Source organism: uncultured Halorubrum sp. (assembly GCF_937146585.1).
Taxonomy (GTDB): Archaea; Halobacteriota; Halobacteria; order Halobacteriales; family Haloferacaceae; genus Halorubrum; species Halorubrum miltondacostae.
The window spans coordinates 1-26,656 of record NZ_CAKZRO010000140.1; the positions used below are offsets into that span (position 1 = coordinate 1).

Annotated in this window: 25 protein-coding genes and 1 pseudogene; 8 read left to right on the forward strand and 18 right to left on the reverse strand. The window is 71.6% G+C overall.

Features of this window, described 5'->3' with window-relative positions; translation table 11 throughout:
• The 4 genes and pseudogenes from Q0116_RS11140 to Q0116_RS11155 all read right to left on the reverse strand — a co-directional run.
• Window positions 1–175: pseudogene (locus Q0116_RS11140) on the reverse strand (MATE family efflux transporter); the annotation flags it as partial.
• Window positions 176–262: 87 nt separating this feature from the next.
• Window positions 263–703, reverse strand: coding sequence for an EamA family transporter (locus Q0116_RS11145; RefSeq protein ID WP_297888132.1), 441 nt, complete (start codon window positions 701–703; stop codon window positions 263–265).
• A gap of 88 nt (window positions 704–791) precedes the next feature.
• Complete coding sequence (locus tag Q0116_RS11150) at window positions 792–2,492, reverse strand: histidine kinase N-terminal 7TM domain-containing protein (protein WP_297888133.1); 1,701 nt, start codon at window positions 2,490–2,492, stop codon at window positions 792–794.
• A 100-nt stretch (window positions 2,493–2,592) separates the two neighbouring features.
• Window positions 2,593–3,579, reverse strand: a complete 987-nt coding sequence (locus Q0116_RS11155; RefSeq protein WP_297888135.1) for a UbiA family prenyltransferase — start codon at window positions 3,577–3,579, stop codon at window positions 2,593–2,595.
• A 179-nt stretch (window positions 3,580–3,758) separates the two neighbouring features.
• On the opposite strand from Q0116_RS11155, the gene Q0116_RS11160 reads away from it, so the two are divergent.
• A complete protein-coding gene (locus Q0116_RS11160; protein ID WP_297888137.1) occupies window positions 3,759–4,529 on the forward strand; it encodes a VOC family protein in 771 nt (256 codons plus the stop codon).
• A gap of 58 nt (window positions 4,530–4,587) precedes the next feature.
• On the opposite strand, the gene Q0116_RS11165 is transcribed toward Q0116_RS11160, so the two are convergent.
• From Q0116_RS11165 to Q0116_RS11205, 9 genes are all read right to left on the reverse strand, one after another.
• Window positions 4,588–7,299: a PAS domain S-box protein gene (locus Q0116_RS11165; RefSeq protein WP_297888140.1), complete on the reverse strand. Its 2,712-nt coding sequence runs from the start codon at window positions 7,297–7,299 to the stop codon at window positions 4,588–4,590.
• A gap of 105 nt (window positions 7,300–7,404) precedes the next feature.
• Window positions 7,405–7,830, reverse strand: a complete 426-nt coding sequence (locus tag Q0116_RS11170) for a Zn-ribbon domain-containing OB-fold protein (protein ID WP_297888142.1) — start codon at window positions 7,828–7,830, stop codon at window positions 7,405–7,407.
• Window positions 7,827–8,993, reverse strand: coding sequence for a thiolase domain-containing protein (locus Q0116_RS11175; protein WP_297888144.1), 1,167 nt, complete (start codon window positions 8,991–8,993; stop codon window positions 7,827–7,829). The genes Q0116_RS11170 and Q0116_RS11175 overlap by 4 nt, the downstream gene beginning before the upstream one ends.
• Before the next feature lie 126 nt (window positions 8,994–9,119).
• Complete coding sequence (locus tag Q0116_RS11180; protein WP_297888146.1) at window positions 9,120–9,872, reverse strand: proteasome assembly chaperone family protein; 753 nt, start codon at window positions 9,870–9,872, stop codon at window positions 9,120–9,122.
• Window positions 9,873–9,948: 76 nt separating this feature from the next.
• A complete protein-coding gene (locus Q0116_RS11185) occupies window positions 9,949–10,128 on the reverse strand; it encodes an RNA-protein complex protein Nop10 (protein ID WP_297888148.1) in 180 nt (59 codons plus the stop codon).
• Between the two features lie 38 nt (window positions 10,129–10,166).
• On the reverse strand, window positions 10,167–10,967 hold the full coding sequence (locus tag Q0116_RS11190; protein WP_297888151.1) for a translation initiation factor IF-2 subunit alpha: 801 nt from the start codon (window positions 10,965–10,967) through the stop codon (window positions 10,167–10,169).
• 18 nt (window positions 10,968–10,985) lie between these two features.
• On the reverse strand, window positions 10,986–11,159 hold the full coding sequence (locus tag Q0116_RS11195) for a 30S ribosomal protein S27e (protein ID WP_004595868.1): 174 nt from the start codon (window positions 11,157–11,159) through the stop codon (window positions 10,986–10,988).
• A 2-nt stretch (window positions 11,160–11,161) separates the two neighbouring features.
• Window positions 11,162–11,443 (reverse strand): 50S ribosomal protein L44e, encoded by a 282-nt coding sequence (locus Q0116_RS11200; RefSeq protein ID WP_004595867.1) that lies wholly within the window; start codon window positions 11,441–11,443, stop codon window positions 11,162–11,164.
• Between the two features lie 96 nt (window positions 11,444–11,539).
• The gene (locus Q0116_RS11205) at window positions 11,540–12,214 is read right to left on the reverse strand and encodes a cyclase family protein (protein WP_297888173.1); all 675 of its coding nucleotides are present in this window, start codon (window positions 12,212–12,214) and stop codon (window positions 11,540–11,542) included.
• Window positions 12,215–12,410: 196 nt separating this feature from the next.
• On the opposite strand from Q0116_RS11205, the gene Q0116_RS11210 reads away from it, so the two are divergent.
• Window positions 12,411–14,564: a S9 family peptidase gene (locus Q0116_RS11210; RefSeq protein ID WP_297888176.1), complete on the forward strand. Its 2,154-nt coding sequence runs from the start codon at window positions 12,411–12,413 to the stop codon at window positions 14,562–14,564.
• Window positions 14,565–14,567: 3 nt separating this feature from the next.
• On the opposite strand, the gene Q0116_RS11215 is transcribed toward Q0116_RS11210, so the two are convergent.
• Both Q0116_RS11215 and mce read right to left on the reverse strand, forming a co-directional pair.
• Entirely contained in the window at window positions 14,568–15,125 is a 558-nt protein-coding gene (locus Q0116_RS11215; RefSeq protein ID WP_297888179.1) for a type IV pilin, read from the reverse strand.
• 42 nt (window positions 15,126–15,167) lie between these two features.
• Complete coding sequence (mce, locus tag Q0116_RS11220) at window positions 15,168–15,554, reverse strand: methylmalonyl-CoA epimerase (protein WP_297888182.1); 387 nt, start codon at window positions 15,552–15,554, stop codon at window positions 15,168–15,170.
• Between the two features lie 112 nt (window positions 15,555–15,666).
• Here mce and Q0116_RS11225 point away from each other — a divergent pair, with 112 nt between their 5' ends.
• Complete coding sequence (locus tag Q0116_RS11225; RefSeq protein WP_297888184.1) at window positions 15,667–16,470, forward strand: formate/nitrite transporter family protein; 804 nt, start codon at window positions 15,667–15,669, stop codon at window positions 16,468–16,470.
• A 43-nt stretch (window positions 16,471–16,513) separates the two neighbouring features.
• Here the strand turns inward: Q0116_RS11225 and Q0116_RS11230 are convergent, their stop codons facing one another.
• A complete protein-coding gene (locus Q0116_RS11230; RefSeq protein WP_297888186.1) occupies window positions 16,514–18,187 on the reverse strand; it encodes a methylmalonyl-CoA mutase in 1,674 nt (557 codons plus the stop codon).
• A gap of 129 nt (window positions 18,188–18,316) precedes the next feature.
• Here Q0116_RS11230 and Q0116_RS11235 point away from each other — a divergent pair, with 129 nt between their 5' ends.
• Together Q0116_RS11235 and Q0116_RS11240 are read left to right on the forward strand one after the other, a co-directional pair.
• Window positions 18,317–18,982: an O-methyltransferase gene (locus Q0116_RS11235; RefSeq protein ID WP_297888189.1), complete on the forward strand. Its 666-nt coding sequence runs from the start codon at window positions 18,317–18,319 to the stop codon at window positions 18,980–18,982.
• Window positions 18,983–19,029: 47 nt separating this feature from the next.
• Window positions 19,030–21,618 carry a PAS domain S-box protein gene (locus tag Q0116_RS11240; protein ID WP_297888192.1) on the forward strand — a complete coding sequence of 863 codons (2,589 nt, stop codon included), beginning with the start codon at window positions 19,030–19,032 and terminating at the stop codon, window positions 21,616–21,618.
• A 42-nt stretch (window positions 21,619–21,660) separates the two neighbouring features.
• Here Q0116_RS11240 and Q0116_RS11245 read toward each other — a convergent pair whose 3' ends face one another.
• Complete coding sequence (locus Q0116_RS11245) at window positions 21,661–22,059, reverse strand: OsmC family protein (RefSeq protein ID WP_297888195.1); 399 nt, start codon at window positions 22,057–22,059, stop codon at window positions 21,661–21,663.
• 151 nt (window positions 22,060–22,210) lie between these two features.
• Window positions 22,211–22,933: a metal-dependent hydrolase gene (locus tag Q0116_RS11250; RefSeq protein WP_297888197.1), complete on the reverse strand. Its 723-nt coding sequence runs from the start codon at window positions 22,931–22,933 to the stop codon at window positions 22,211–22,213.
• A 105-nt stretch (window positions 22,934–23,038) separates the two neighbouring features.
• Between Q0116_RS11250 and Q0116_RS11255 the strand changes: the two genes are divergently transcribed.
• From Q0116_RS11255 to Q0116_RS11265, 3 genes are all read left to right on the forward strand, one after another.
• Complete coding sequence (locus Q0116_RS11255) at window positions 23,039–24,139, forward strand: zinc ribbon domain-containing protein (protein ID WP_297888200.1); 1,101 nt, start codon at window positions 23,039–23,041, stop codon at window positions 24,137–24,139.
• 77 nt (window positions 24,140–24,216) lie between these two features.
• Window positions 24,217–24,960, forward strand: coding sequence for a fumarylacetoacetate hydrolase family protein (locus Q0116_RS11260; RefSeq protein ID WP_297888203.1), 744 nt, complete (start codon window positions 24,217–24,219; stop codon window positions 24,958–24,960).
• Between the two features lie 242 nt (window positions 24,961–25,202).
• On the forward strand, window positions 25,203–26,648 hold the full coding sequence (locus tag Q0116_RS11265) for a GTPase (protein WP_297888207.1): 1,446 nt from the start codon (window positions 25,203–25,205) through the stop codon (window positions 26,646–26,648).
• Window positions 26,649–26,656 lie beyond the last annotated feature (8 nt).

The following is a 26,656-nucleotide window of genomic DNA, read 5'->3' on the forward strand; positions in this document are numbered from 1 at the left end:
CGACCATCGCGACGTCGACCGCGTTCTTCGACATCCGGGCGATGCCGGTGACGATCCGCGGCCACGCGAGGTCGGTGGTCCTGATCACACGGTGCCGGTCGATCAGCCCGGCGCGCGCGAGGGCGAAGCCGATGTACAAGATCAGCGCACGGAAGGGGTTCGGCAGGCGAGACACGGCAGATGCGCTCCTTTTCTGCTGGCGGCTAAAGGCGTTTCGTCACGCGGCAGTCGGTTCCGGATCGGCGGGGCGCGGCCGGGCGGATCAGGCCCCGGAGACCAGGTAGACGGCCGCGGCGGCGAAGAGGATGCCGACCCCCTTGCGGGCGGTGAACGACTCGCCGAGGAACAGGAAGCCGATCACCGAGGAGAAGACGAGGAACATCGCGAAGATGGGCGTCACGACGCTCACCGGGCCGAGCGACAGCGAGCGGTACAGCGCGAGGATCCCGATCCCGAGGAACACCCCCGCGGCGAGCACGTACGCGAGCTTCGGCGACCCGAGGTGCGCGGTGAACCCCTGTCCGGTGTACGCGATCACGCCGATCGCCATGGCGACGAGCAGCGTGTTCGAGACGACGACGGCGACGTCGCTCGGGATCGCGTTCGGTCCGGTCGTGGCGACGCGCATCAGCGGAGAGACGAGCGCGTACGCGCCCATGGCGAGCAGCGCGAACGGGAGATACGTCGTGGCCGAGGCGTCCATACTTCGGCGTCGACGGCCGACGGCAAGTGCCTGTCGACCCGGAGTCCCCGCCCCTCCGTCGGTTGGCGGCGGTCCGGTCGAGGACCGTTCAGCGGTCGGTGCCGGGCACTCCCGACCGCTCGACCGGCACGGAGACCGTAACGAGCGTCCCGCGAGGCTCGCGCTCCTCGAAGCTGATCCGCCCGCCGAGGTGGTCGACGCCCCACTTGACGATCCAGAGGCCGATCCCGCTGCCGTGGCGCAGCGGCGTCTCCGCGCCGCGGTCCAGCACGTCGTACTCGGCCGGGTCGATCCCGGGACCGTCGTCCGCCACGGTGACGTCGACCCAGGCGTCCGCGACGGTCGCGTCGATCTCTACCCACGGCGACGCCCGGTCGTTGTGGCGGATCGCGTTCGAGCAGAGGTTCTCCAGCACGACGCGCAACACGACGGAGACCGTGACCTCCGGCACCCGGCCGACCTCGACCCGGGCCCCGGAGTCGATCTCGCGGGCGTCGGCGACGGCCTCGTCGACGACGTCCGGCAGCGGCGACGACGCGTACTCCTGCGTCGGATCGAACAGCTCCCCGGCGGTCCGGGTGCGCTCGCTGAGCTCGAGTATCCGCCCCGCGCTCTCTTCGATCACCGACACGGCGCGCTCGTCGCTCGACTCCGCGCACAGCTGTTCGGCGTACCCCTGGATGAGGTTCGTCTCCGTCCGGACGTCGTGACGGAACACGCGGTTGAGCACGCTGAGCCGCTGCTGTTGGCCGAGGTACGCGCCGACGTCGTGGAAGGTGATGACGCTGGCGCTGGTGCGGTCGTGGTCGTCGACCACGTCCCGCACCGTCGCCTCGTACGGCCGTCGCCCGTCGCGGCCGACGATCGGGATCGCCCGGGGCTTGTCGTCGCCGTCGGCGAGGTCCCTGACCGCGTCGTACCGCGGGACGGTCGACGACGCGGGTTTCCCGATGGCCTCGCGGCGGTCGATGCCGAACGCCTCGGCCGCGCTCTCGTTCAGGTCGACGAGGAGCCCCTCCGTCCCGACGACGAAGACCGGGTCGTGGAGCTGCTCGAAGACGAGCTGGCGGGCGCGCCGCCGCGGCGCCGGCGCGAGCGTGAGCAGGCGGAACCGCGAGAGCGCGAGGAGGTACGCCACCCCGGAGACCACGAACACCAGCGGCGTGGGGTCGAGCCCGGCGATCGGGATCGCGCCGGTAATGTAGGCGACGCTGCCGGCCCACGGGGCCGCGGTCCCGACGAGCAGAGCCGCGCTCTGCCCCCGGAACGGCCGCGCGTCGTCGCGGATCAGCTGGAGCAACGGGACCGACCCGACCGCGCCGAGGAGGTAGGTGTAGCCGGCGATGATGTAGTACAGCGGGCCGGGGACGACTTCGAGGAACGTCCCGACGGCGGTCTCCCGCACGACCCGTTCGGTCGCGAGGAGGTTCCCCGGGTCGCCGGCGGCGGCGACCGCGACGGTGGCCGCGGGGACGATGGAGACCGCGGCGACGGTGAAGGGGGTCACGTAGCGGTCGTAGCCGGTGTACGCCAGCGCGAAGAAGAGCCAGCCGACCGGGACGGCGACGACCCCGACCCACTGGACGTCGTACCACAGCGCCTTCGCCGGCAGCGTCGCCGCCTCGAGTTCGAAGACGAGGAACGTCGCCCACCACACTTGCCCGACCAGCAGCACGGCGAGCCACGTCGCGCCCGGTTCCGGACGCTCGCGCCACGCGAGTATCGCCGCCGCCAACCCGACGCTCACCGCGACGAGGAGGGCGACGGACAGCGGACTCAGCGCGGCCATTGTGATTTTTTACGCGCATTTGATTTATAACTCATCTGGTCGAATTATCTCATCTAAAAAACCGACCGCTGAGCGGCGCTGATCCGGATTCGCCGCCGTCTCAGGGACCCAGCGCGAGGAGCACCGCGCCGGCGACGAGGTAGCTACAGTCGGGCGCGACGCCGAGCGTCGAGCCGTCGAGTCGGTCCGCGAGCGCGGTGACGGCCACGGAGACGCCGAGACCGGCGGCGAGCGCGGCGACGACGCTCCCCGACGCGGCGTCGGTCGCGACGAGGGCGACGAGGAGTCCCGCGGCGACCCCGTCGACTGCGAACAGGATCCGACGCGTCTCGGCGACCCCGTACACGACCGGAAGCGTCGACACGCCCTGCGCGGCGTCGGCCGCGACGTCTCTGACGTTCGGCACCTCGACGTCGACGAACGAGCGGGCCGCGACGTACGCGAACAGCAGCGCGACGGTCGGCGCGTGCGCCGGTTCGACGGGGACGCGGGCGAACGCCAGCGGCGCGGCGACCACCGCGACCGCCCACGCGAGCGCGACCGCCGCGGAGTTGAGGAGGAACACGTCCTTCAGCCGCGGGACCGAGACCCCTCCGAGCCGCGGGACGCGGTCGCCGAGCGGCGCGACGAGGCCGCCGACGGTCGGCAGCCAGTCGGTCGCGTAGCCGACCCACACCGCGCCCGGGACGAGGACGAGCGCGAGCGCCGCGGGACCCGCGCCGACCGCGAGCGCGACCGCGAGGCCGTAGCTCAGGGCGGCGGCGACCATGAGCTGATCGCCGTAGCGTAACGCGAACTGCGCCCGAGCCGGGGTCGACCCGACGTCGCCCTCGGCGTCCGCGACGTGGTCCGCGGCGTACACCGAGAACGCGACGAGTCCGACCGCGACCGGCGCGGTCGACAGCGGGACGCCGAGCGCGGCCGTCGCGATGGCGACCTCGACGGCCGCGACGACCGCGGTGAACGGGGCCGCCGTCGCGAACGCGCCGACCCGTCTGCGGGTCCCCGCGGCGGCGGTGGTTGCGTGTGAACGAGACTGCTCTGCCGTGCCGTCCGACGTCGACGGCCTGATCGGTCCGTTTGCCATAGTGTCGTCCGCCGCCGGCCGGCGACGGACGTCCGTCATGGGGGATCGATCCGTATCTATCCACGCCGTACGGTGTTAATAAAACGCGAGCGATCGTGGTATCATTCCGCACGGTCCGCCGGCGAGAGACGGCTTCGGGGTTCAGTACGCTTTTGACCCGAGCGGCCGATCCCTCGCGTATGGACGGAACTTTCGATCACGTGATGATCCGCGTCGAGGACCTCGAAGAGAGCCTCGACTGGTACCAGACGCACCTGAACTACGAGGAGAAGGGCCGCTGGGAGGCCGACACGTTCACCAACGTGTTCCTCGGCCCCGAGGACGTTCACGAGGACGGCGCGCTCCTCGAGCTCACGTACAACCACGACGGCCGGAGCTACGAGCTCGGCGACGCGTGGGGCCACATCGCGGTCCGCGTCCCCGAGGACGCGCTCCAGGAGTCGTACGACCAGCTGATGGCTGAGGGCGTCGACGACTACCGCGACCCCGAGTCGTGCGGGAACCGCTACGCGTTCGTGAAGGACCCCGACGGCCACGAGATCGAGATCGTCAAGCGCGACCAGGGCGCGAAGTGGAGCATCGACCACACGATGATCCGCGTCGAGGACGCCGACGAGGCGCTCGGCTACTGGACCCGGAAGTTCGAGTACACGGAGCAGCCGAGCGGCCGCTGGGAAGCCGACACCTTCTCGAACTACTTCGTGGCCCCCGAGGACGCGCCGGAGGAGGCGATGAAGCTCGAGCTCACCTACAACTACGACGGCCGCGAGTACACGATGGGCGACGGCTGGGGCCACGTCGCGGTGCGCGTCGACGACCTCGACGACGCCTGGGACGACCTGCTGACCCGCGAGGCGCCCGACTACCGCGACCCCGAGTCCTGCGACCACAACTACGCGTTCACGAAGGATCAAGACGGTCACGAAGTCGAACTGGTCACGCGGAACTGATCGACCGGTCCGGACGAGATACCGACTGCGGCCGCCTTCTCGCTCGCGCTCGACCCGATCAGTCCGTCGACTCGACGCCCGTGACCTCGAAGCGAGCGCCGCCGGCGTCGCTCTCGACCGCGCGCACCGACCACCCGTGGGCGTCGGCCACCTGCTCGACGATCCGCAGCCCGAACCCGGTGCCCGACTGCGTGGTCGAGTAGCCGGCGTCGAACGCGTCCTCGCGGCGGTCCGGGTCGATCCCCGACCCGTCGTCGGCCACGTAGAAGCCGTCCGGCAGGCTCCCGACCGTGACCGTCACGTCGTCGCCGGCGTGTTCGACGGCGTTCCGGATCAGGTTCTCCAACAGCTGCCTGAGCCGCCCCTCGTCCGCGACGATCATCCCCTCGGCCTCGGCGCGGAGCGTCGCGTCCCGGGTGTCGACGGTCCGCCAACAGGAGCCGACGACCTGCCCCAGGTCGACCGGCTCGGCGTCGGTCACGGGGTCGCCCTCGCGGGCGAGCGTGAGCAGGTCGTCTATCAGTGCCGCCATCCGGTCGTGGGCCCGCTCGACCGCGGGCAGGTGATCGCTGTCGCACTCCTCGAGAGCGAGCTCGGTCCGCCCCCGGGCGACCTCGAGGGGGTTCCGGAGGTCGTGTGACACCACGCCGGCGAACTCCTCTAGCCGGTCGTTCTGCCGCTCCAACTCGGCGGTCCGCTCGGCGAGCCGGCGCGTGCGCGCCTCGGTCTGGAACGCCGTCTCGGCCGCGGTCGCGAGGATGCCGGCGAGGTACTCGTCGCCGCCGCCGAACACCCCCGGCTCCGTCTCGCCGATCGAGATCGTCCCGTACTCGCCGATGGGGACGACGAGCAGGCTCCGCAGCGCCGTGTCGGCGTCGAACGCGTCCGTCGTCCGGATGTCGTCGAACTTCCGCGGCTCGCCCGACTCGAACGCCGCCCAGTTGAGGCTCCCGCCGTCCGGCGTGAACGTCGGGCGCTCCGGCAGTATCTCGGCCGCGGAGTCGGAGACCGCGACCGGCACCAGCCCGCCGGCCTCCTCGTCGTGGAGCCGGACGGTGACGATCGAGAACTCCAAGACGTCGGTCGCGGCCTCGACCGCCCGCTCGGCGATCTCCTCCCGCGACTCCGCGCGGACGAGAGTCCGCGTCGCGCCGTGGAGCCGCTCGACGCGACTCTCCCGCTCGATCCGGTCGAGCGCCGCCTCGAGGTGCCCGGAGAGGATCTCCGCCACGAGGACGTCGGTGTCGGTGAACTCGTGCGGGTTCGGGGAGGAGACGACGAACAGCCCGTGGTCGCCGATCGGGCGCAACACCAGGCTCTCCGCGGGCGAGGACTCGTCGAGCCGGCCGGACGACGAGAGCTCGTCGATGACGACCGACTCCTCGGTCCGGAAGGCGTCCCACGCCAGCGCCGCGCGGGAGCCGGGCGGCGCGTCGCGGTCGTACGACGGCTGCTCCTCGAACATCGTCGGCACGGAGTCGCCGAGCGCGGCCGGCCGGAGGCTCTCGCCGTCCGCCGACAGCAGGTGGATCCCGCTCAGTCCGGCGTCGACGAGGTCGTCGACCGCCTTCACCGCGAGGTCGGCCGCCTCCTCGGTGGTGCGGGTGTAGTTGAGCTCCCGGGTCCAGTTCCGGAGGTGCGAGAGCGTCCGCTCGCGCTCCTTCCGCTCGGAGACGTCGCGCGTGGTGACGACGTACCCCTCGACGCCGTCCGTCTCCAGCTCGTCGCTGCCAACGGACTCGAGCCACCGGTAATCGCCGTCGGCCGTCCGGAACCGGTACTCGACGGACGGCGGCCCGTCGGCCTCGTCGACGTCGCTGAACGCCGCCTCGACCGCCGCTCGGTCCTCCGGGTGGACGTAGTCCAGCGCCCGGTCGCCGAGCAGGTCCGACGGGGTGTAGCCGGTCACGCGCTCGCAGGAGGGGCTCAGATACCGGAGCCGCCAGTCCCGAGACAGCACCGCGACCACGTCGCTGGCGTGTTCGATGAACGCCCGGTGGCGGTCGCGCTCGCTGTCGTCGCGGACCACGCCGACGAACTGACGCTCCCCGTCGGCGACGAACTCGCCGTACGACACCGAGACGGGGACCTCGTGGCCCTCGCGGTGGAGCGCGTTGAACCGAACGTCGGACCAGTCGATGCCGCGTTCGCCGGTGGCGAGGTAGCGCTCGACCGCCTCGTCGTGCTCCGTCCGCCGCCGCTCGGGGATCAGCCTCGTCAGTGGCTCGCCTTCGAGCTCGGCGGGATCGTACCCGAACACCGACTCGACCGCCGGGTTCGCGAACCGGATCTCGCCGTCGGTGTCGACCGACAGGATCGCGTCGGAGGCGCCGTTCGCGACCGCGCGGAACTGCTCGACCGCCTGCTCGGCCTCCAGCTCGGCCCGCCGCTTCTCGACGGCCTCGACGATCCGGTTCGCCAGCCGCTCGTACCGCTCCGTGCCGCCGCGCTTCTGGAGGTAGTCGGTGACGCCGGCGGAGATCGCCTCGCTCGCGACCTCCTCGCTCCCCCGGCCGGTGAAGAGGATGAAGGGGAGGTCGGGGTGTCGCTCGCGGACCTCGTCGAGGAACTCGAGCCCGTCGCGTTCGGGCATCTCGTAGTCGGAGACGACGCACTCGACGTCGCGCTCGGCGAGGACGTCGAGGCCGCCCGCGGGCTCGGCCGCCGTCTCGACCGCGATCCGGTCGGCCTCGCGCTCCAGGTACGAGGCGGTGACCGCGCGGAGGTCCGGATCGTCGTCGACGAGCAGGACCGGGATGCGGTCGGACATACGTGCCGAATACCAACGAACTGACTATAATGGTTGCGGCGTTCGTCGGCCGTTCCGACGCGCCGATTGCCGTCACCGGACGCCGGACCCGCTCGTCCGGGCCCGTCAGTCGCCGCCCGCGGGTCGGAAGACGACGAGCCGCTCGCCGTCGGTGGCGCGCTCGCCGACGTCGGCCGCGACCGCGTCTCCGGTGTCGACGGCCGGCGGTCCGTCCGTCTCGTCGCCGCCGCGGAGGACCCCCGTCAGCCGCGTGGGGCCGAAGTCGACCACCGCGGACACGTACGGCGCGTCGTCGGCGAACCGCGGCGACGGGACGTGGACCACGCTGTACGTCTCGACGGTCCCCGTCTCGTCGAGCGCTTCCCGCGAGAGGTCTGACGACCCGCACTCGGGGCAGACGCGCCGCGGCGGGAGCGAGCCGTGGCCGCGCGGACAGACGAGCGCGAACCCCTCGCCGGCGGCCAGCGCGTCGAGCCACTCGGCGTGGGCGCGGTCCGGCGGCGGCGCGGCGTCCGCGCCGTCGTCGCTCATTCCGCCACCTCCAGCACGTGGACGACGGCGCTGGCGACGGTGCCGCCCGCGTTGTGGGTGACGCCGACCTCGGCGTCAGAGACGTGGCCGCTGTTGGGGTGGTCGCCCCGGAGCAGGCGCGTCAGCTCCGCGATCTGAGACCCCCCGGTCGCGCCGACGGGGTGGCCCTTCGCCTTCAGGCCGCCGGAGAGGTTCACGGGGAGGTCGCCGTCGGCGGTCGTGACCCCCTCGCGGGCCGCGGCGATCCCCTCGCCGGGCTCGAACAGCCCCAGCGACTCGAGCGCCAGCACCTCGGCGATGGTGAAGCAGTCGTGGACCTCCGCGACGTCGACGTCGCCCGGCTCCACCCCCGCGTCGGCGTAGGCCGCGTCGGCGGCGGCGTCCGCGGCGGGCGTCCGCGCGAGGTGCTCGCGGTCGCCCAGCGCCATCCGGTCGGTCCCCTGCCCGGTCCCGGTCACCGCGACCGGGGCGTCGAGGTCGTGCTCGGCCGCGTACTCCTCGGAGACTAACACGAGCGCGCTCGCGCCGTCGGTTATCGGGCAGGCGTCGTAGAGGTGGAGCGGCTCCGCGACCGGCGGCGCGTCGAGCGCCTCGTCGACGGACACCTCCTTCCGGTACTGGGCGTACTCGTTCGGGACGGCGTTGGCGTGGTTCTTCGACGCGACGTGCGCGAGGTCGGCCCGCGTCCCGCCGTACGCGTCGAAGTAGGCGGTCGCCATGAGCGCGTAGGCCCCCGGGAACGTGACCCCCGCCCGGGCCTCGAAGAGGTCGTCTGCGGCGATGGCGAGCCCCTCCGTCACCTCGTCGGTCGGGAGGTTCGTCATGCGCTCCATGCCGCCCGCGAGGACCACGTCGGCGTCGCCCGCCGCCACCGTCCGCACCGCCTCGCGGACCGCGACCCCGGCCGACGCGCACGCCGACTCGTAGCGCGTCGCCGGACAGCGGACGCCGGCGGCCTCGGCCATCAGCGGCGCCTGGTGGCCCTGGTGCTCGGCGAGCGCGCCCATGAAGTTCCCGTAGTTCAGTTCCTCGACGTCGGCCCGGTCCACGGCGGCGTCCTCGAACGCCCGGAGCGCGGCCTCCGCGAACAGGTCGCGGCCGGTCCGCTCCGGGTGGCTGCCGAAGGGAGTGAGCCCGACCCCGGCGACGCGTACGTCTGTCATACACGAACGATGATCGGGGATACGGTTTATCTCTGCCGAAAGCCGGGGTCCCGGTCGGTCGACAGGCGCGCGGCGCGTAAGTGAGAAGGAACGAATCGCGGTACGGCGTCGACGGTCCGTGCGCGCTCAGCCGATGTACCGCAGGTCGTCGTCCGGCACGGCGGGGCCCTCCTGCATCTCGCGGATCTTGCCGACGACCTCCTCCATCTCCTCGGCGCGGTCCTCCAGGCTCTCGTAGTCGACGGACATTCCGAGGACGGTCTCCAGCGTCTCCAGCACGGCGCGCGCGCTCTTCGGGTCGACGAGGTAGCCGCTCGTCTCCCCCATGAGGCAGGCGGCGTCGAACCCGCGGCGGCCGCCGAGCCCGAGCACCAACCCGGAGACGCCGACGATGCCGCCGGCCGGCTCGTCCGCGCGGAACTCCACGCCCGCGTCCTCGAGGTCGGCGGTGAGGTCGCCGTCGGAGACCGCGCCGAGGACGGTGTACTCCTCGACGAGTTCGCCGGTGGGGACGCCGCCGAGCGCGAACGCCCGCTGGGCGCCGAACTCCTCGGCGACGTCGAGGAACGTCGACGTGAGCCGGTAGTGACCCTCGTTCGACCCAGCCTGGTGGTCGCCGGTCAACACGAGCAGGTCCGCCCCGTCGGTCTCGACCGCGTGGAACTCGGCGCAGGTGAGCTCAGCGACCCCCTCGTCGTCGACGTTCACCTGCGGCGGGAACTCCGTCGCGTACACGCGGCGGACCAGCTCGCCGTCGAACTCCTCCAACAGGTGTTCGGCCGCGAGCTTCCCCACGTGGCCGACGCCCGGCAGCCCCTCGATCAACACCGGGTCCTCCAGCGCCGGCGTCGCCACCTCGTCGATCTCGATGTCCTCCATACCCCGACCGTCGGGTCGGCGGTCACAAGAGCGTGGCTATTCCCGCGTCGGATCGCCGGCGCGGCCGCGCGTGCGGCTACTCCGACCGTCGCCGCGCCCGCCGGCGATACTCGCCGTACGGGTCCTCCGGGCCGAACGGGGCCGGCGCGCTGTTCTCGGTCGGCCCGTCGCACTCGGGGCAGCGGTCGCCGAGCGCGTACACCGGCCGGTCGTGGGCGGCCTCCCAGTTCGCGCAGACGCGGATGTCTGATTTCACGGTTGAAAAGGGGTCGTGTGCGGTCGAGTCGGCCGCGGTTACTCGTCGTCTTCGCGCCGCTCGCGGTGGAACTCGCCGGCGCCGCCGGCGGCCTCGATCGACTCGCGGGCGCGCTCGGCGGCGGACTCCAGCTGCGACTCCGCCGTCTTGTAGTCCGGGGCGCGGACCTTGATGCGGTACTCGGGCGAGCCCACGTAGCCGACGTCGAGCTCGACGCCGTCCGGGACCTCGCCGTTCCCCCCGGCGGCGGCGAGCGCGTCGCGCACGTCGTCGACGCCGTCCGGGGCCGCCGACTCGAGGTCGACGTAGCCGGTCACGTCGACGTACGGGACGGAGACGTTGTCGCGGGCGGCCGTGACGACCGCGTCGACGGTGTCGGCGTCGACGTCGACGTCCTCGAGGGCCTCGTCGCCGCTGATGGCGGCGGCCTCGAAGGCGTCGTAGAGGCTCTCGTACTCCGCGAGGAGGGCGTTGGCAACCGAGGTGTAGCGGTCGTCGTCGACGTCCTCGCCGAGCGCGATGAGCATCCAGTTGTCGGCCTTCTGCGCGTTCTTCCAGTCCTGGATCGTCTCCTTGCGCTGGTGCTCGTTGACGTCTTTGATCGACAGGTCGATCTGGTTCGACGACTTATCGACCTCCAGCACCTTCGCGACGACCGTCTGTCCCTCGCGGACGTGGTCGCGGACGTTCTTGATCCAGCCGGAGGCGACCTCGCTGATGTGACAGAGGCCGCGCTTGTCCTCGTACTCGTCCAGATCGACGAACACGCCGAAGTCGGCGATCTCGTCGACGTCGCCGACCACCAACTCGCCGGGTTCGGGCCAGCCGCTGTACTTCATGACGGAGCGGTGAGGCTGTTACCGCGCCTCAACGGTTTCGACGATCTCGCCGTGGAGCTCGGCCTCTCCCCCGGTCGGGGTCGCGAGCGTCGTGCCGCAGACCGCGCACGACACCGTCGAGGAAGCCTTGCCGAAGACGACCTGTTCGTTCTCGCAGTCGCCGCAGGCGACGCGGTGGAAGTCTCCCGCCATGATTACTCCTGGAACGTGAGACGGCCGGCGCGCCATCCCTCGCGCATGTGGGCCTTCCCGCAGTCGCCGCAGCGGTACTTCAGGTGGGTCTTCTTGGTCGGCTTGTCGCCACCGGGCACCTTCGAGTACCCGCCGGCGTTGCCGATGGTCGCGAGCGCGCGGCGCCGCTGCCGCGCGTCGCGCTTCATTCCGGTCGCGCGACCCGATCGAACCTTCTCCACCTCGTGCTCGTGATGGGAGTCACAGTGTGGGCAGTACGTGTTGAAGCGGCGTGGCATTTCCATGGATATCGACCTTATGGCGCGGTTCGTCGCCGACGCTTAAAACGGGTTTGGTCTGGGGCGCCCGAGGGCCGGCGCGCGCGGCGGTCCGCGTCCGTCTTACTTCTCCCACTCCGCGACCGCCCGCACCGGCGACCCGTCCCCGTCGCGGAGCCGGAGCGGGAAGGCGTACAGCCGGAAGCGCGTCGGAAGGTCGCCGAGGCCGCGGAGGTTCTCGACGATCGGCAGCGAGTCGCCCAAGAGAACGTCGTGGGCGGGGGTTCCTTGGGGCTCTCCGTCGCGAGCGGACTCGGGTTCCGCGGTCGGCGCCGGTGGCGTCGGATCCGGCCCGAACGCGTCGAGCCCGACGCCGACGCCCAGCCCGCGACACCGCTCCGCGGCCGCCGGAGTCAGGTACGGGTGGTCCCGGTACCGCTCGGTCCCCCAGTGAGACGCCCAGCCGGTCCGGAGGACGAGGAGGTCGGCGTCTCCTTCGAGGGCGTCGGGGGCCGGCAGCGCCTCGGGTTCGATCGCTTCCCGCGGCTCGAGCGGTCGGCAGTCGACGAGGCGAGCGTCGAACGCGAACCGCTCGACCGGCTGCTCGTCGATCGTCTCTCCGTCCGGGAGCGCGTGCCGCGGCGCGTCAACGTGGGTCCCCGCGTGGGTCCCGCTTCGGAGCTCGCCCGTCGCGTAGCCGTCGGTCTCGTGGGTCGCGTCGGGCGCGAGCGTCACGTCGGGGTCGCCCGGGTAGGTCGGCATCCCCGTCTCGATCGGGCGCGAGAGGTCGCGGAACACGGCCGCCGATTGGACCGCGGCGAGGTTAAGTCGGTCGTCCGTCGCCGGTCCCGCTCGCGACCCGGGGGGTCGCACGTCGCCAGTTGCGCGCGACCCGGGGGGTCGCACGTCGCCAGTTGCGCGCGACCCGACGGGCCACGCGCCGTGGGGTTCCGCGTCCCGAACGTATTTCCTCCGCCCGCCGGTGGATCGGTCCATGTCGGAACTGCCGCTCGACGCGTACTACGACCTGACCCAGATCGGCGAGGTGGCCGTTTCCCCGACCGGCGACCGCGTGGCCTTCGCCGCGACCGAGTACGACCAGGCCGCCGACGAGGCGGTCTCCTCGCTGTTCGTCGCTCCGGCGGACGGCTCCCGCGAACCGCACCGACTGACCAGCGCGTCGGGCGCGTCCGCGCCGACGTGGGGACCGGACGGCGACCGTCTCGCCTTCGTGGCCGCCCGGGACCGCGACGCCGAGAACCGGGTCGGCTGGCGGGACCGCGACGACGAGGGCGTTGACGACGCGGAGGACGAAGCGAGCGAGGGCGACGAGGACGACGAACCGACCGACGGTGACGGCGAGGACCCCCTCGGCGGGGACGGGGAACCCAAGCCGCAGGTGTGGGTGTTCGACCTCGCGCTCGGCGGCGACGCGCGGCAGGTCACCGAGCGCGACGAGGGCGTCGCCGGGTTCGACTGGTCGCCGGACGGCGACCGACTGGTGATCGAGTCGCGCGACCCGACCGACGAGGAGTCCGAGTACCTCGACCAGGTCCGCGAGGAGGGCGGCCCCATCGAGACCACTCGCCTCCAGCACAAGGTGAACGGCGCGGGCTGGACCGACGACGTGACGCGGTACCTGTTCGTCGTCGACCTCGAGGACCCCGAGAGCGATCCCCGCCGCCTCGACGACGCGTACGGCGGCGGCGCGTTCGAGGACATCTCCGGGATGCAGCCGACGTGGGGGCCCGACGACCGGATCGCGTTCACCTCCTGCCGGCTCGACCGCCCCGACGACACCACCGTCCGCGACCTCTACGCGGTGTCGGCCGAAGGCGGCGACGCGGAGCGGCTCACGGGCGGTGACCTCAGTCACGGTGCGGCCGCCTGGCGCCCGGACGGCGAGGCGATCGCCACGGTCGGGAGCGACCCGGACGACCCGCCCGCGCCGTCGGAGGTCTTCCTCATCGACGCCGCGAGCGGGGGCGCCGACGACCGCGACGACCCGAGCTCGCTCACGGCGGCCCTCGACCGGACGATCGCCCGCGGCAGCGGGGTCGATTGGGTCGACGGGTCGATCTACACCCGGATCGCCGACGAGAGCCGCACGCGGCTGGTCCGCGTCGACCCCGACGGCGACGTCGAGCGGATCTTCGAGGCGCAGGGCCGCGACCGCGCGATGGCCGGCTTCGACGTCGACGACGACGGCGCGACCGCGGTGACGGTCCTCTCGGAGCCGGAGACCGGAACCGACCTGTACCGAGTCGACGTCGCCGACCTCGACGCGGCGACCGAGCCGGAGTCGTTCCGGCGACTCACCAGCGTCAACGAGTCGCTCGTCGACGAGTTCGCGATGCCGGAGGCCCGCCGCGTCGAGTGGGAGTCGGCCGGCTGGACGCTCGACGGCGTGCTCTACCACGACCCCGACGTCGACCCGGAGGACGGCGACCATCCGCTCGTGGTGGCGATCCACGGCGGTCCGATGTCGTACGACGAACCCGTCTTCAGCTTCGGGCACGCCGCCCTGACGAGCCGGGGCTACCTCGTCTTCCGGCCGAACTACCGCGGGGGCACCTCCCGCGGTCGGGAGTTCACCGCGGAACTGACCGGCAAGTGGGGGACCGCAGAGGTCGACGACATCGCCGCGGGCGTCGAGTCGCTCGCGGACCGCGGCTGGGTCGACCCGGACCGCGTGTTCGGCCACGGCTTCTCGTACGGCGGCATCGCGCAGGGCTTCCTCGTCACGCAGGAGCCGGAACTGTTCACCGCCGCGGCGCCGGAACACGGCATCTACGACATCCGGTCGGCGTTCGGCACGGACGACACGCACATCTGGATGGAGGCGGAGTTCGGCCTCCCGTGGGAGAACCCGGAGGCGTTCGACGCGTCGTCGGCGATCCTCGACGCCGGGGACATCGAGACGCCGCTGCTCGTGATGGCCGGCGGCGAGGACTGGCGGTGTCCGCCCTCGCAGTCGGAGCAGCTGTACGTCGCCGCCCGCAAGCAGGGCGTCGACGCCGAACTGGTCGTCTATCCGGACGAGCACCACAACATCGGCGACCCCGACCGCGCGATTCACCGGTTAGAGAAGATCCTCGGCTGGTACGAGACGCACGACCCGGCGGTCGAGGACGCCGACGGCGAGTAGGGGTCAGACCGCCAGTTCCTGTCGGATCGTGACCGAGCCCGACGGGACGTGGACGACCCTGACAACGAGTCGGTCGCCCTCGCTCAGCGAACAGCTCTCGTTAGTGAGACGGAACTGAAGGAACGAGCCGGCGGCGAGGCGGTTCGTCGTCCGCGAGTCCAAGACGCCGAGGTCGACCCGGTTACCGCCGGAGACGATGCTCTCGTCGATCGAGCCGGACGCGACGTTCGAGTCGGCGAAGCTCCCCGAACTGCTCCCTCCCTCGGGGAGGTCGATCAGTCGCTCTCGCCCGCCGCAGGCGTCCGTCGCGTCGATGGCGATCTCCATCTCCTCGACCGGGACGGGGTCGCCGGCGACGTGGGTGATACGGACTATCCCGCCGTCGTAGCCGTCCTGGACCGCGAACTCTCCGCTGGACTGCGAGACGTACGGGCCGGGGTTCCGGAGGTCGTCCGCGACGCCGAGCGCGAAGACCGAGAGTGTCGCGGAGAGGATCACGACGACCGCGACGAGGAGAATCGTCGAGACCACCGACGAGACGCCCCGGGAGTGTGTAGTCACTGTTCCGCCGTTAGCGACGCACTCACGAAAGTCCGGCGTTTATCAGTGCTCGACGAACTCGACGAGCACGCCGCCGGTGGACCGCGGGTGACAGAACGCGACCTCGTGACCCCACGCCCCGGGGCGCGGCTCCTCGTCGACGAGGTCGATGCCGAGGTCCAGCGCGTGGTCGAGCGTCGCCGGGAGGTCGTCGACCGCGAGCGCGACGTGGTGCGTGCCCGGGCCCTCGCTGTCGAGGTACTCCGCGATCGTTCCCCCGCCGTCCGGCTGGAGCAGCTCGAAGTACCCGCCGCCGTCGAGTTCGAGGAAAACGATCCGCATGTCGTCGAACGTCTCCTCGTGGGCGACCGGGGCGTCGAGCAGGCCGCCGAACAGGTCGGCTAGGTCGGTCGCGTCGCGGGTCGCGACGCCGACGTGGTCGAAGCGCATGCGGTCCAGTTCCGCCGGCGTCGACTTATAATGACCGCGCGGTTCCCGGTCGCCCTGCCCCTATCCCAAGCTTTGGGTACGTCCCGGCTGTACGCCTCGCTATCTCCCATCCGTGAGCGACTCAGAGACAGACGGCTCGACCGAGCAGATGACCTCGCGGAACATCCTCGGGTCGCTGCTCGAGAGCGGGCTCCACGAGATGAACCGCGAGCGGTCCGGGCTCCTCCTCTCGGGGCTGTCCGCCGGGCTCGACATCGGGTTCGGGCCGCTGATGATGGCCGTCGTGTTGACCCTCTCTCCGGGGACTTTCGGCGATCTGACGACGGAGCTCCTGTTGGCGTCCGTGTATTCCGTCGGCTTCATGTTCGTGATACTGGGGCGTTCGGAGCTCTTCACCGAACACACGACGCTGGCCGTGATCCCGGTGCTCGACCGACAGGCGTCGGTCCGTCAGCTCGGCCGGCTCTGGGGGCTGGTGTACGTCGGGAACATCGTCGGCGGGCTGCTGTTCACGCTGCTCGTGACGCTGCTGATGCCGGAGCTCGGCGTCGTCGACCCGGCCTCGTTCGAGACCATCGCGCTGAAGCTGGTCGACCACGACCTCCCGTGGCTGTTCGTCGGCGGCGTCTTCGCCGGATGGCTCATGGGGCTGCTTGCGTGGCTCGTCGCGGCGGCGCAGGACACGACCGCGCGGATCCTCCTCGTGTTGATCGTCACCGGGACGATCGGCCTCCTCCACCTCCCGCACTCGATCGCGGGCAACGTCGAGGTGCTGTTCGGGCTGATCGTCTCCTCGGCGATCTCTCCGATGGACTACGTCGCGTTCCTCGCGCTGGCGACGGTCGGGAACGCCTTCGGCGGCGCGGTGTTCGTCGCGCTGTTGAAGTACGGCCACGTCGTCCGCGGCGCGGACTGAGCCGGTTCGGACCGGACGCGGGGCGAAACCGGCCCGACTCGGTTCACCGCCCGGGCTTGTACTCGCCGAACTCGTCGCGGAGCACGTCCGAGATCTCCTGGACGGTCGCGTACGCCTTCACGGCGTCGACGACGTGCGGCATCACGTTCTCCGTCCCCTGCGCGGCCTCGCGCAGCCCGGCGAGCGCCTCGTCGACCGCGGCGTCGTCGCGCTCGGCTTTGACCTCTTTCAGGCGCTCCCGCTGGTTCTGCTCCTGGTCGGGGTCGACCTCTTCGAGGTCCATCTCCGGTTCTTCGTCGACCTCGAACTCGTTGACGCCGACGATGATCCGCTCGCCCTCCTCGATCTCCTGTTGGCGCTCGAAGGCGACGTCCTGGATCTGTCGCTGGACCCAGCCGCTCTCGACGGCCTCCAGCATGCCGCCGCGGCGGTCGACCTCCTCCAAGATCTCGAACGCCTCCTCCTCGATCCCGTCGGTGAGGTCCTCGACGTAGTACGAGCCGGCGAGCGGGTCGATCGTGTCGGCCGCGCCCGACTCGTGGGCGAGGATCTGCTGGGTGCGCAGCGCGGTCCGGACGGACTTCTCGGTCGGCAGCGCGAGCGCCTCGTCTTTCCCGTTGGTGTGGAGGCTCTGCGTGCCGCCGAGGACGGCCGCGAGCGCCTGGTAGGAGACGCGGACGACGTTGTTCTCGATCTGCTGGGCGGTGAGCGTCGAGCCGCCGGTCTGGGTGTGGAACTTCAGCTGCTTCGACTTGGGGCTCTCGGCGCCGAACCGCTCGTCCATGATCTGCGCCCACATCCGGCGGGCGGCGCGGAACTTCGCGGCCTCCTCGAAGATGTTGTTGTGGGCGTTGAAGAAGAAGGAGAGCTGCGGGGCGAACTCGTCGACGTCGAGCCCGGCGTCGAGGGCGGCCTCGACGTACTCGATGCCGTCGCCGAGGGTGAAAGCGATCTCCTGGGCCGCGGTCGAGCCGGCCTCCCGGATGTGGTACCCCGAGATGGAGATGGTGTTGAAGTTCGGCGTCTCGGCCGCGCAGAACTCGAAGATGTCCGTGATGAGCCGCATCGACTCCGTCGGCGGGTAGATGTAGAGGTTCCGCGCGATGTACTCCTTCATGATGTCGTTCTGGATCGTCCCGCGGAGCTGCTCGCGCGGGACGCCCTGCTCGTCGCCCATCGCGACGTACATCGCGAGCAGGACCCCGGCGGGGGCGTTGATCGTCATCGACGTGGACACCTCGTCGAGCGGGATGCCGTCGAACACCGTCTCGAAGTCGTCGAGCGTGTCGATGGCGACGCCGGACCGGCCGACTTCGCCCTCCGCCATCGCGGCGTCGGAGTCGTACCCCATCTGGGTCGGGAGGTCGAACGCCATCGAGAGGCCCGACGAGCCCTCGTCGATGAGGTACTGGAAGCGCTCGTTCGTCTCCGCGGCGGTTCCCATCCCGGCGTACTGACGCATCGTCCAGAGCCGCCCGCGGTGCATCGTCGAGTAGACGCCGCGGGTGTACGGCTCCTCGCCGGGGTAACCGAGGTCCTCGCGGTAGTCCACCTCGACGTCGGCGGGGGTGTAGAGCGGGTCGACCTCCTGCCCGCCGGTGTCGGTGGTGAACGTCTCTTCGCGCTCGCCGAACCGGTCGACCGTCTCGCCGTAGGTGCCCGCCTCCCACGACTCCTTGGCCTCCCGGATCTCGGCGAGTTCGTCAGGGTCGTACATTATTGAATCGGTCGCCCGAACGGGACTTAACAGTTTTCAGGAGCGGGCGGACGCGGCCCGCGCGGCCGGCGGCGCGACGCCGTCGCGCCCGCCGACCCGATTTAAGTATCACGCGTTCGATACGGCCGTATGGACGTGCTCACAGACCCCGCGCGTCGGTTCCTGGCCGCGACGGCACCGGAGCACACGGCGGTCCAAGCCGAGATGGCCGACCTCGCCGACGAGTGGGGGTTCCCGATCATCGGGCCCGAGGCGGGCGCGGTCCTCCGGCTGCTCGCGCGGCTGACGGACGCGGACCGCGTCTTCGAGTTCGGCTCCGGCTTCGGCTACTCCGCGACGTGGTTCCTCCGCGGCGGCGCGGAGCGCGTCGTCTGTACCGAGTTCGACGCCGACGAGGCCGAGCGCGGCGTCGCGTTCGCCGCGGACCACGGCTACGCCGACAGCGTCACCTTCGAGGTCGGCGACGCGATGGAGACGGTCGACCGCTACGACGGCCCCTTCGACGTGGTCCTCATCGACCACCAGAAGGGACGCTACGCCGACGCCTACCGGACCGTCCTACCGAAGGTCCGGTCCGGGGGCGTGATCGTCGCCGACAACATCGCTCGCGGCCCGATCGACTTCGAGACCCTCGTCGCGCACTTCGAGGCGGGCGAACCGCTCCCGGACGACGCGGTCGACGCGGAGACGCGGGGCATCGGCGAGTACGTGGGCACCGTGCGTTCCGACGACGCCGTCGAGACGTCGATCCTCCCGGTCGGCTCCGGAATCGCCGTCTCGACCGTCGTCCGGTGACCCCCGAACGAAACCGTTACCATGTCGGATAGAAAACACGTACTCAGATGAACGGAGGGATCGAAGGCGACGGGTCGGCGGAGTCGGGGGTGCGATCTGGGGTCCGCGTCCTCGTCGTCGACGACGAACCGGGCTTCGCGGAGGTCGCGGCCTCGCTGCTGGAGTCCCGGGACGAGCGGATCGACGCGAGCGCGGTCGAGAGCGCCGCGGCGGCGCTCGACGAGCTCTCCGCGGAGTCGTTCGACTGCGTCGTCTCGGACTACGAGATGCCGGAGACCGACGGGATCGAACTGCTCGAAGCCGTCCGCGATCGACACGGCGACGTCCCGTTCGTGCTGTTCACCGGCGAGGGGTCAGAGGCGGTCGCCAGCGAGGCGGTCGCCGCGGGCGTCGACGAGTACGTCCGCAAGTGGGCGGGCGACGACCCGTACGCGCAGCTCACGGCCGCCATCGACCGGAACGCCTCGCGGACGCGGGGCGAGCGTCGGGTCGCCGAGCACTTAGATCGGGTGTCCGACGCCTTCTGCGAGGTCGACGGCGACTGGCGGGTGACGTACCTCAACGACCGCGCTGCGGAGATGATCGACCTCGACACGGCCGAACTCCTTGGAGAGCGGCTCTGGGACCTGTTCCCCGGGACGGTCGACACCGACGGCGAGGCGACCCTCAGGGAGGCCGTCGAGACCGGCGAGCCGGTCCGCTTCGAGCAGCACCTCGAGCGCCTCGACGCGGACATCGTCGTGAACGCCTACCCCGCCCGCGACGGCGTGGCGCTGTACTTCCGCGACGTGACGGAGCGGAAGCAGCGCGAGCGGCGGCTCCACGAGCTCTCCGAGCGGCTCCAGCTGGCCGTCGAGGGCGCCGACGTCGGCGTCTGGGACTGGAACGTCGAGACGGGCGAGGTGCGGTTCGACGAGCGGTGGGCCGGGATGATCGGTTACGACGCCGACGACCTCGCCTTCGACCTGTCGACGTGGGAGGAGCGGGTCCACCCGGACGACCTCGACGACGCGTGGCGGGCCATCGAGGCCCACTTCGCCGGCGAGACCGACCTCTACCAGTCCGACTTCCGGATGCGGACGAAGTCCGGCGGCTGGCGGTGGATCCGCGACCGCGGCCGGGTCGTCGAGCGGGACGAGGACGGCGACCCGCTCCGCGCGGTCGGGATCCACATCGACGTCACCGAGGAGAAGGAGCGCGAGCGCGACCTCGAGCGGTACCGGCGGCTCGTCAACGAGCTGCCCGACTCCGTCTGCGTGTACGACGCCGACGGGCGGTTCACGCTCGTCAACGACCGCCTCGCCGAAGTGTACGACACCACTCCCGAGCGGCTCGTCGGAGAGGAGAGCCGCCTCGGCGACCGGCTCCGCGAGACGACCGGCGGCGACCCGTTCGCGGCCCTCGTCGAGGGCGACCGCGACTCGATAACCGGGACGACGGACATCGAGCTCCCCACCGGCGAGATGATCGTCGACTACGACCTCACCCGGCTCGTCATCGACGGGGAGTTCGACGGTGTGCTGTGTATCGCCCGAGACGTGACCGAGGAGCGACGCCGACAGCGGCGGCTCGAACGGACCACGGCCCGGCTGGAGGCGCTGTTCGAGCGCTCCCCGGACATGATCGACATCCACGACGAGGGGGGCGAGATCGTCGACGCGAACCGGTCGATGACCCAGGAGCTCGGCTACGACCGCGACGAGGTCGTCGGCATGGACGTCTGGGACGTCGACGCCGACCTCGACCCCGACGAGGGGAAGCGGCTCTGGCAGGGCCTCGAGATGGACGAGACGGTCCGGCTGGAAACGACGTTCGCCCGTGCGGACGGCAGCTCGTTCCCCGCCGAGGTCCACGTCAGGCGGATCGACGTCCAGGGGGAAGACCGATTCCTCGCGAGCAGCCGGGACATCTCCGAGCGCAAGGCGTACGAGCGCCGGATCGAACGCGAGAACGAGCGGCTCGATGAGTTCGCGTCGATTGTCTCGCACGACCTCCGGAACCCGCTCAACGTCCTCTCGGGCTACCTCCGGCTCGCCCGCGAGACCGGAGACGACTCGTACTTCGACCGCTGCGAGCGCGCGCTCGACGAGATGGAGCGCCTGATCGAGGACGTGCTGACGCTCGCCAAGCAGGGCGAGGCCGTCGGCTCGTTCGAGCCCGTTCACCTCGGCGACCTGGCCGCCCGGTACAGCGACGACGCGTTCGGGTCGGTCGACGGCGACGACCCCTTCGGCGGCGACGACACCGAGGGAGAGCCCCGCGTCGCGGTCGCGGTCGAGGCCGACGGCGAGATCTGCGCCGACCCCGGGCGAGTCGGCCAGCTGCTCGGGAACCTGTTCCGCAACGCCGACGAACACGGCGGCGAGCGCGTCGTCGTCGGCGACCTCTCGGACGGGTTCTACGTCGCGGACGACGGGCCCGGGATCGACGCGGACCACCGCGACGAGGTGTTCGAGAGCGGCTACACGACCTCGGAGACCGGCACCGGGTTCGGGCTCTCCATCGTCCAGCGCATCGCCGAGGCGCACGGCTGGGAGGTCGCGGTGACCGAGGGCGAGCGCGGCGGCGCTCGCTTCGAGTTCACCGGCGTCGACCGGCCGGAGTCGCCCGCGAAGACCGCCGAGCCGCAGGACTGAGCGTTCGGCGCGCGAAAAAGAATTCGACCGCGTCGACCCGGCTCAGAACGCGCCGGTGTAGACGCTGACGTCGGCGTACAGTTCCTCGCGGAGCGCGCTGTGGACGTGGCAGATCCCCTCGGCGCGCTCGGCGATGTCGGCGGCGGCCTCGTCGTCGAGGTCGGCCTCGACGTGGACGTCGAAGGCGATCGACTCGAGGTCGTCGTGGTCGTCCAACTCGGCGCTGGCGTCGATCTGGATCTGGCCGAGATCCTCCTCGCCACGCTGGCTCCCGCCGACGCGGAACGCCGGCAGGTAACAGGAGGCGTACGTGGCGACGAGCGTGGCGTTCGGGTTCGGGCCCGTCTCGTCGGTCGCGTCGATCTGGAGGTCGAACTCGCCGACCTGGCTCGTGCTGGCGTATCCCGATTCGGAAACCGTGGACGTCTCGATGTCTGCCATAGTCGAGTGCCGATTCGTCCTCCCGCCGCTAAAGGCTGCCGGCACGGGACGCCCCTGCCGTCGGTCGCGGCGGCGCGGCCGGGCGGCTCGGCGGTCGGGAGGCGTCGAAAAATCGGGGGAATCACCGGCCCGGTCGCCAGCGCTCGGCCCGTCAGTCCAGGACGTACGTCTCGTCGCCGTCCAGGACGACCGGCTCGGCGGCGGCCCCGGCGGCCTTCACCTCGTTGACGAACTCGCGCGTCTCCATCTCGATCGGTCCGAAGGTGTCGTAGTGCATCGGGAAGACCACGTCGGCCCCCACCCAGTCGGCGGCGATGCCCGCGCCCGCGGGCCCCATCGTGAAGTGGTCGCCGGCGGGCAGAGCGGCGGCGTCCGGTTCGAGGTACGGCGCGATCACGTCGACCATCTCGGACATCAGGCCCGTGTCGCCGGCGTGGTAGAAGGTGGTGCAGTCCGGGTCGGCCTCCTGCGTCGGCTTCTTGTCGCCGATCACGAATCCGGTGGGCATGCCGCCGGCGTAGTCGGGGTCGTTCTCGATGCCGTTCGAGTGGTCGGCGCGGACCATCGTCACCCACGCGTCGCCGCACTCGACGGTGCCGCCGATGTTCATCCCGCCGGCCGGGACGGTGTCCTCGAGGCCGAAGTTCTCCTGAACGTAGGCGGTCAGCTCCGGGGTGGCGACCACCGTCGCGTCGGGGAACTCGGCCGCGTCGGCGATGTGGTCCCCGTGTCCGTGGGTCAGGAGTAGGTAGTCGGGGTCGAGGTCCGCGGGGTCGACGTCGGTCTTCGGGTTGTCGAAGAACGGGTCGACGAGCAGCTCCGTGTCGTCGACGACGACGTGCCACGTGGAGTGGCCGTGCCAGGTGAGTTCCATAGTCCGTTCCGTACGTCTCGGCGCGGCGTAATAAAACTCGACGCCGCGGCAGCCGCGGCCCGGCGGCGAAAGCAATTAACCCGGACCGGCGCGAACGCCGGACGCATGCCCTCCGAGACCAGCGACCCCGGCGGCCCGGCCGCGTGTCCGGCCTGCGGCGAGGCCGTGCCGGCCGGGGCGAGCTTCTGCCCCGCCTGCGGTGCCGACGTCGGCGACCCCGCCGACCCGAGCTACTGCGCCGAGTGCGGTGAGCGCTTCGACGACGACGACCGGTTCTGCTCGAACTGCGGCGCGTCGCGGGCGGCCGGCGACGCGGCCGACGCCGCGCGGTCGACCGGCGCGGCCGGACGGTCGAGCGGGCCGGGCCGGTCCCCCGCCCGATCGCCGACACCGCGGGAGAGTCCCCGCGCGTTCCGCCGCCGCGTTCAGGACCACCTCGACGCCGGGTGGGACGTCGAGCGAGACGACGGCGACCGGGTGGTGCTCGTCGACAGGGGGATCGGCTCCGCGGGCGTCCACATCCTCCTGTTCATCTTCACCAGCGGCATCGGGAACCTGCTGTACGGCTGGTGGCACTACTCCAAGCTGGCGGAGCGCCGGCGGATCGTGCGCGGCGACGAGACGCCGGTGCGCGCCCCGTCGCGCGCCGAGGAGTCCGGCTGGGCGGAGACGGCCACCGCGTACGCTCTGACCGCGCTCCTGCTCCTGATCGGCGGGTGGATCGCGTTCCTCTCGCTCGAGTCGGGTTCTCCGCCCGCCGCGCTGATCGGTCTCGCGTTCGCCCTCCTCGGCGCGGGGACCGCCCCGCCGGTCCGGCGGCGGCTCGGCCGCCGGCACGGGGTCACGGCGTTCGGCCGTCAGAAGACGGTCGACCACCGGATAGTCCGGCCGCCGGAGTCCGTCGAGGACCCCTGCGTCGTCTGCGGCGAGTCGTTCGACCGCGGCCTCGTCAGGCGGCGGCGCGACGAGACGGTCGTCGCCGGCGTCCCGGTCCGGACGCACTCGGTCCGGCACAACCACTACTGCGTCGACTGCGCGCGCTCGGAGGTGTTCGGCGACCGCGACGAGACGCCGTCGCTCGACGACCTCGCGGCGGGCGGAACCGGGGTCGCGGGCGACTCGGCGACGGACGACCGTGCGGCCGACGACGACCGAGCGACCGGCGACCCCGCGACCGACGAGCGGGTCACCGAGTCGACCGAGTGAGCCGTGGTGCGGCCCCGCCCCGGTCGCCGATTGCCTCACCGGGAACGCTTTTCGGGCGGCCCGCCGTTCGCTGCCGTATGTACCGCGCACGGTTCCGCGACCCGGCCGGATCGATCCGCGAGGGCGAGTACGACCCGGCGACCGACACGGTCGCCTTCGGCGGCGAGGCGTACGCGCTCTCGGACCCCGCGATCGACGTGCTCGCGCCGACCGAGCCCTCGAAGATCGTGTGTATCGGGCGCAACTACGCCGACCACGCCGCGGAGCTCGGCAACGACGTCCCCGATCGGCCGCTGCTCTTCCTCAAGCCCCCGAACGCGGTGGCGGGCCACGGCGACACCGTGACCGTCCCGGCCGGGAAGGACCGGATCGACTGGGAGGCGGAGATCGCGGTCGTGATCGGCGAGCAGTGTAAGGCGGTCGACGCCGCGGACGCGATGGACGTCGTCGCCGGGTTCACCTGTCTGAACGACGTGTCGAACCGCGACGACCAGAATCGGGAGCAGAACTGGGTTCGCGGGAAGGCGTTCGACGGCGCGGCGCCCATGGGTCCGGTCCTCGCGACGCCCGACGAGGTCCCGGCGGACGCGGGCGTCGAGCTCCGCGTCAACGGCGAGACGAAGCAGTCGAGCGACCGCGAGCACATGATCTTCGACGTGCCGACGCTGATCGAGGAGATCACGACGTACCTCACGCTCGAACCCGGCGACGTCATCGCCACGGGAACGCCTGAGGGGGTCGGCGCGCTCGCCGACGGCGACACCGTCGAGGTCGAGATCGAGGGCGTCGGCACGCTGGAACACGACGTTCGCGTGCCCTGACGCGCCGGACCGACCGATCGATCTCGCCGATTCTTGCCGTTCGGTACCACACCTCGTTTCCGGTGAACGCTTATGTGTGAGCCGCCGGAGTCGGAGGTATGGAGACCAGTTCGTTCGTCGCCGGACTCTGACTGTACCGTCGCGGCGTGGTTCGAATCGGACCCACCGATCGGACGCGCCGCCGAGACCGCACGCGGAGCGGAGACGCTCCCCTCCCCGGGCCGACGCGAGCGCCCGACCGAATGTCACGAGACGACGACGCGACGAACGAACGCGACGCATCGAGCGGGCCAGACGCACGCGAGACCGCGACCCCGCACGCCGACGCGACCAGGGCCGTGGTCGCGGCGCGGTCCGACGACGGCCCGCCGGACACGGCGGAGATCCGCGAGCTGGCCGCCGCGGCCGGCTACGCGGTGGTCGGCGAGGTCACCCAGCGGCGGCGCGAGGACCCGACCTACGACCTCGGGCGCGGGAAGGCCGAGGAGCTGATGCGCCTCGCGGCCGACGCCGACGCCGAGGCCGTCGTCTACGACGGCGGGCTCTCTCCGGGGCAGACGTTCTCCCTCGGCGACCTGCTGCCGACCGGGACCGCGGTCGTCGACCGCCCGCGGCTGGCCCTGGAGCTGTTCGCCGACGCCGCCGACTCGCGGGCCGCCGACCGACAGCTGGAGCTGGCGCGGCTCCGCTACGAGCTGCCGCGGCTCCGCGAGGCGGTCGCCCGCGACGCGAGCGAGGACGTGCGCCTCCAGCCGGAGGGCGACAGCCGCGTCCTCGACGTCGAGAAGCGGATCGAGTCGGCCGAGCGCGCGCTCGACGAGATCGCCGACGAGCGGGCGGCGCGCCGCGCGGAGCGCCGCGACGCCGGGTTCGACCTGGTCGCGCTCGCTGGCTACACCAACGCCGGGAAATCGACGCTGGCCCGCCGGCTCGCCGACGAGGTCGACGACCCCGATTTCGACGGGGAGGCTTCGACTCGCTCTGTGGCGCGCGGCGACGCCGACGCTAGAGACCCGGCGGACGACGACGGACCGCTCGCGGTCGCCGACCGCCCGTTCGAGACGCTCTCGACGACGACGCGCCGCGCGACCGTCGGCGGGCGCCGAACCCTCCTCACCGACACCGTCGGGTTCCTCGACGGCCTGCCGCACGAGTCGGTGCGCTCGTTCCGCGCGACGATCGGCGCGATCCGGGCCGCGGACTGCGCGCTGCTCGTCGTCGACGCGAGCGACGATCCCGACGACCTCCGCCGGAAGCTCCGCGCCTCGCTGTCGGCGATCGAGGCGACCGACGGGCCGGTGATCCCCGTCCTGTCGAAGGCGGACGAGGTCGACGCGGACGGGCTCGCGGCCGCCGTCGAGGCGTACGAGACCGCCGTCGACGACCTCGACCCGCGGGACACGCCCGTCGCCGACGCGCTCCGGTCACCGATTCCGGTGAGCGCCCGCGACGAGTCGGGGCTCGCCGACCTCGCGGACGCGGTGGCGGGCGCGCTGCCGACGGCGACCGCGACCGTCGAGGTCGCGAACGGCGGCGACGCGCAGGCCGCGCTCTCGTGGGCGTACGACCGGAGCGTCGTGACGGACGTCGAGTACGCCGGCGAGACGATCGCCGTCGACCTGGCGGGACGGCCCGACGTCGTCGCCGAGGCGGAGCGGCGGCTGCGCGGCGCGGGTTCGCCCCCGTGAGCGCCCCC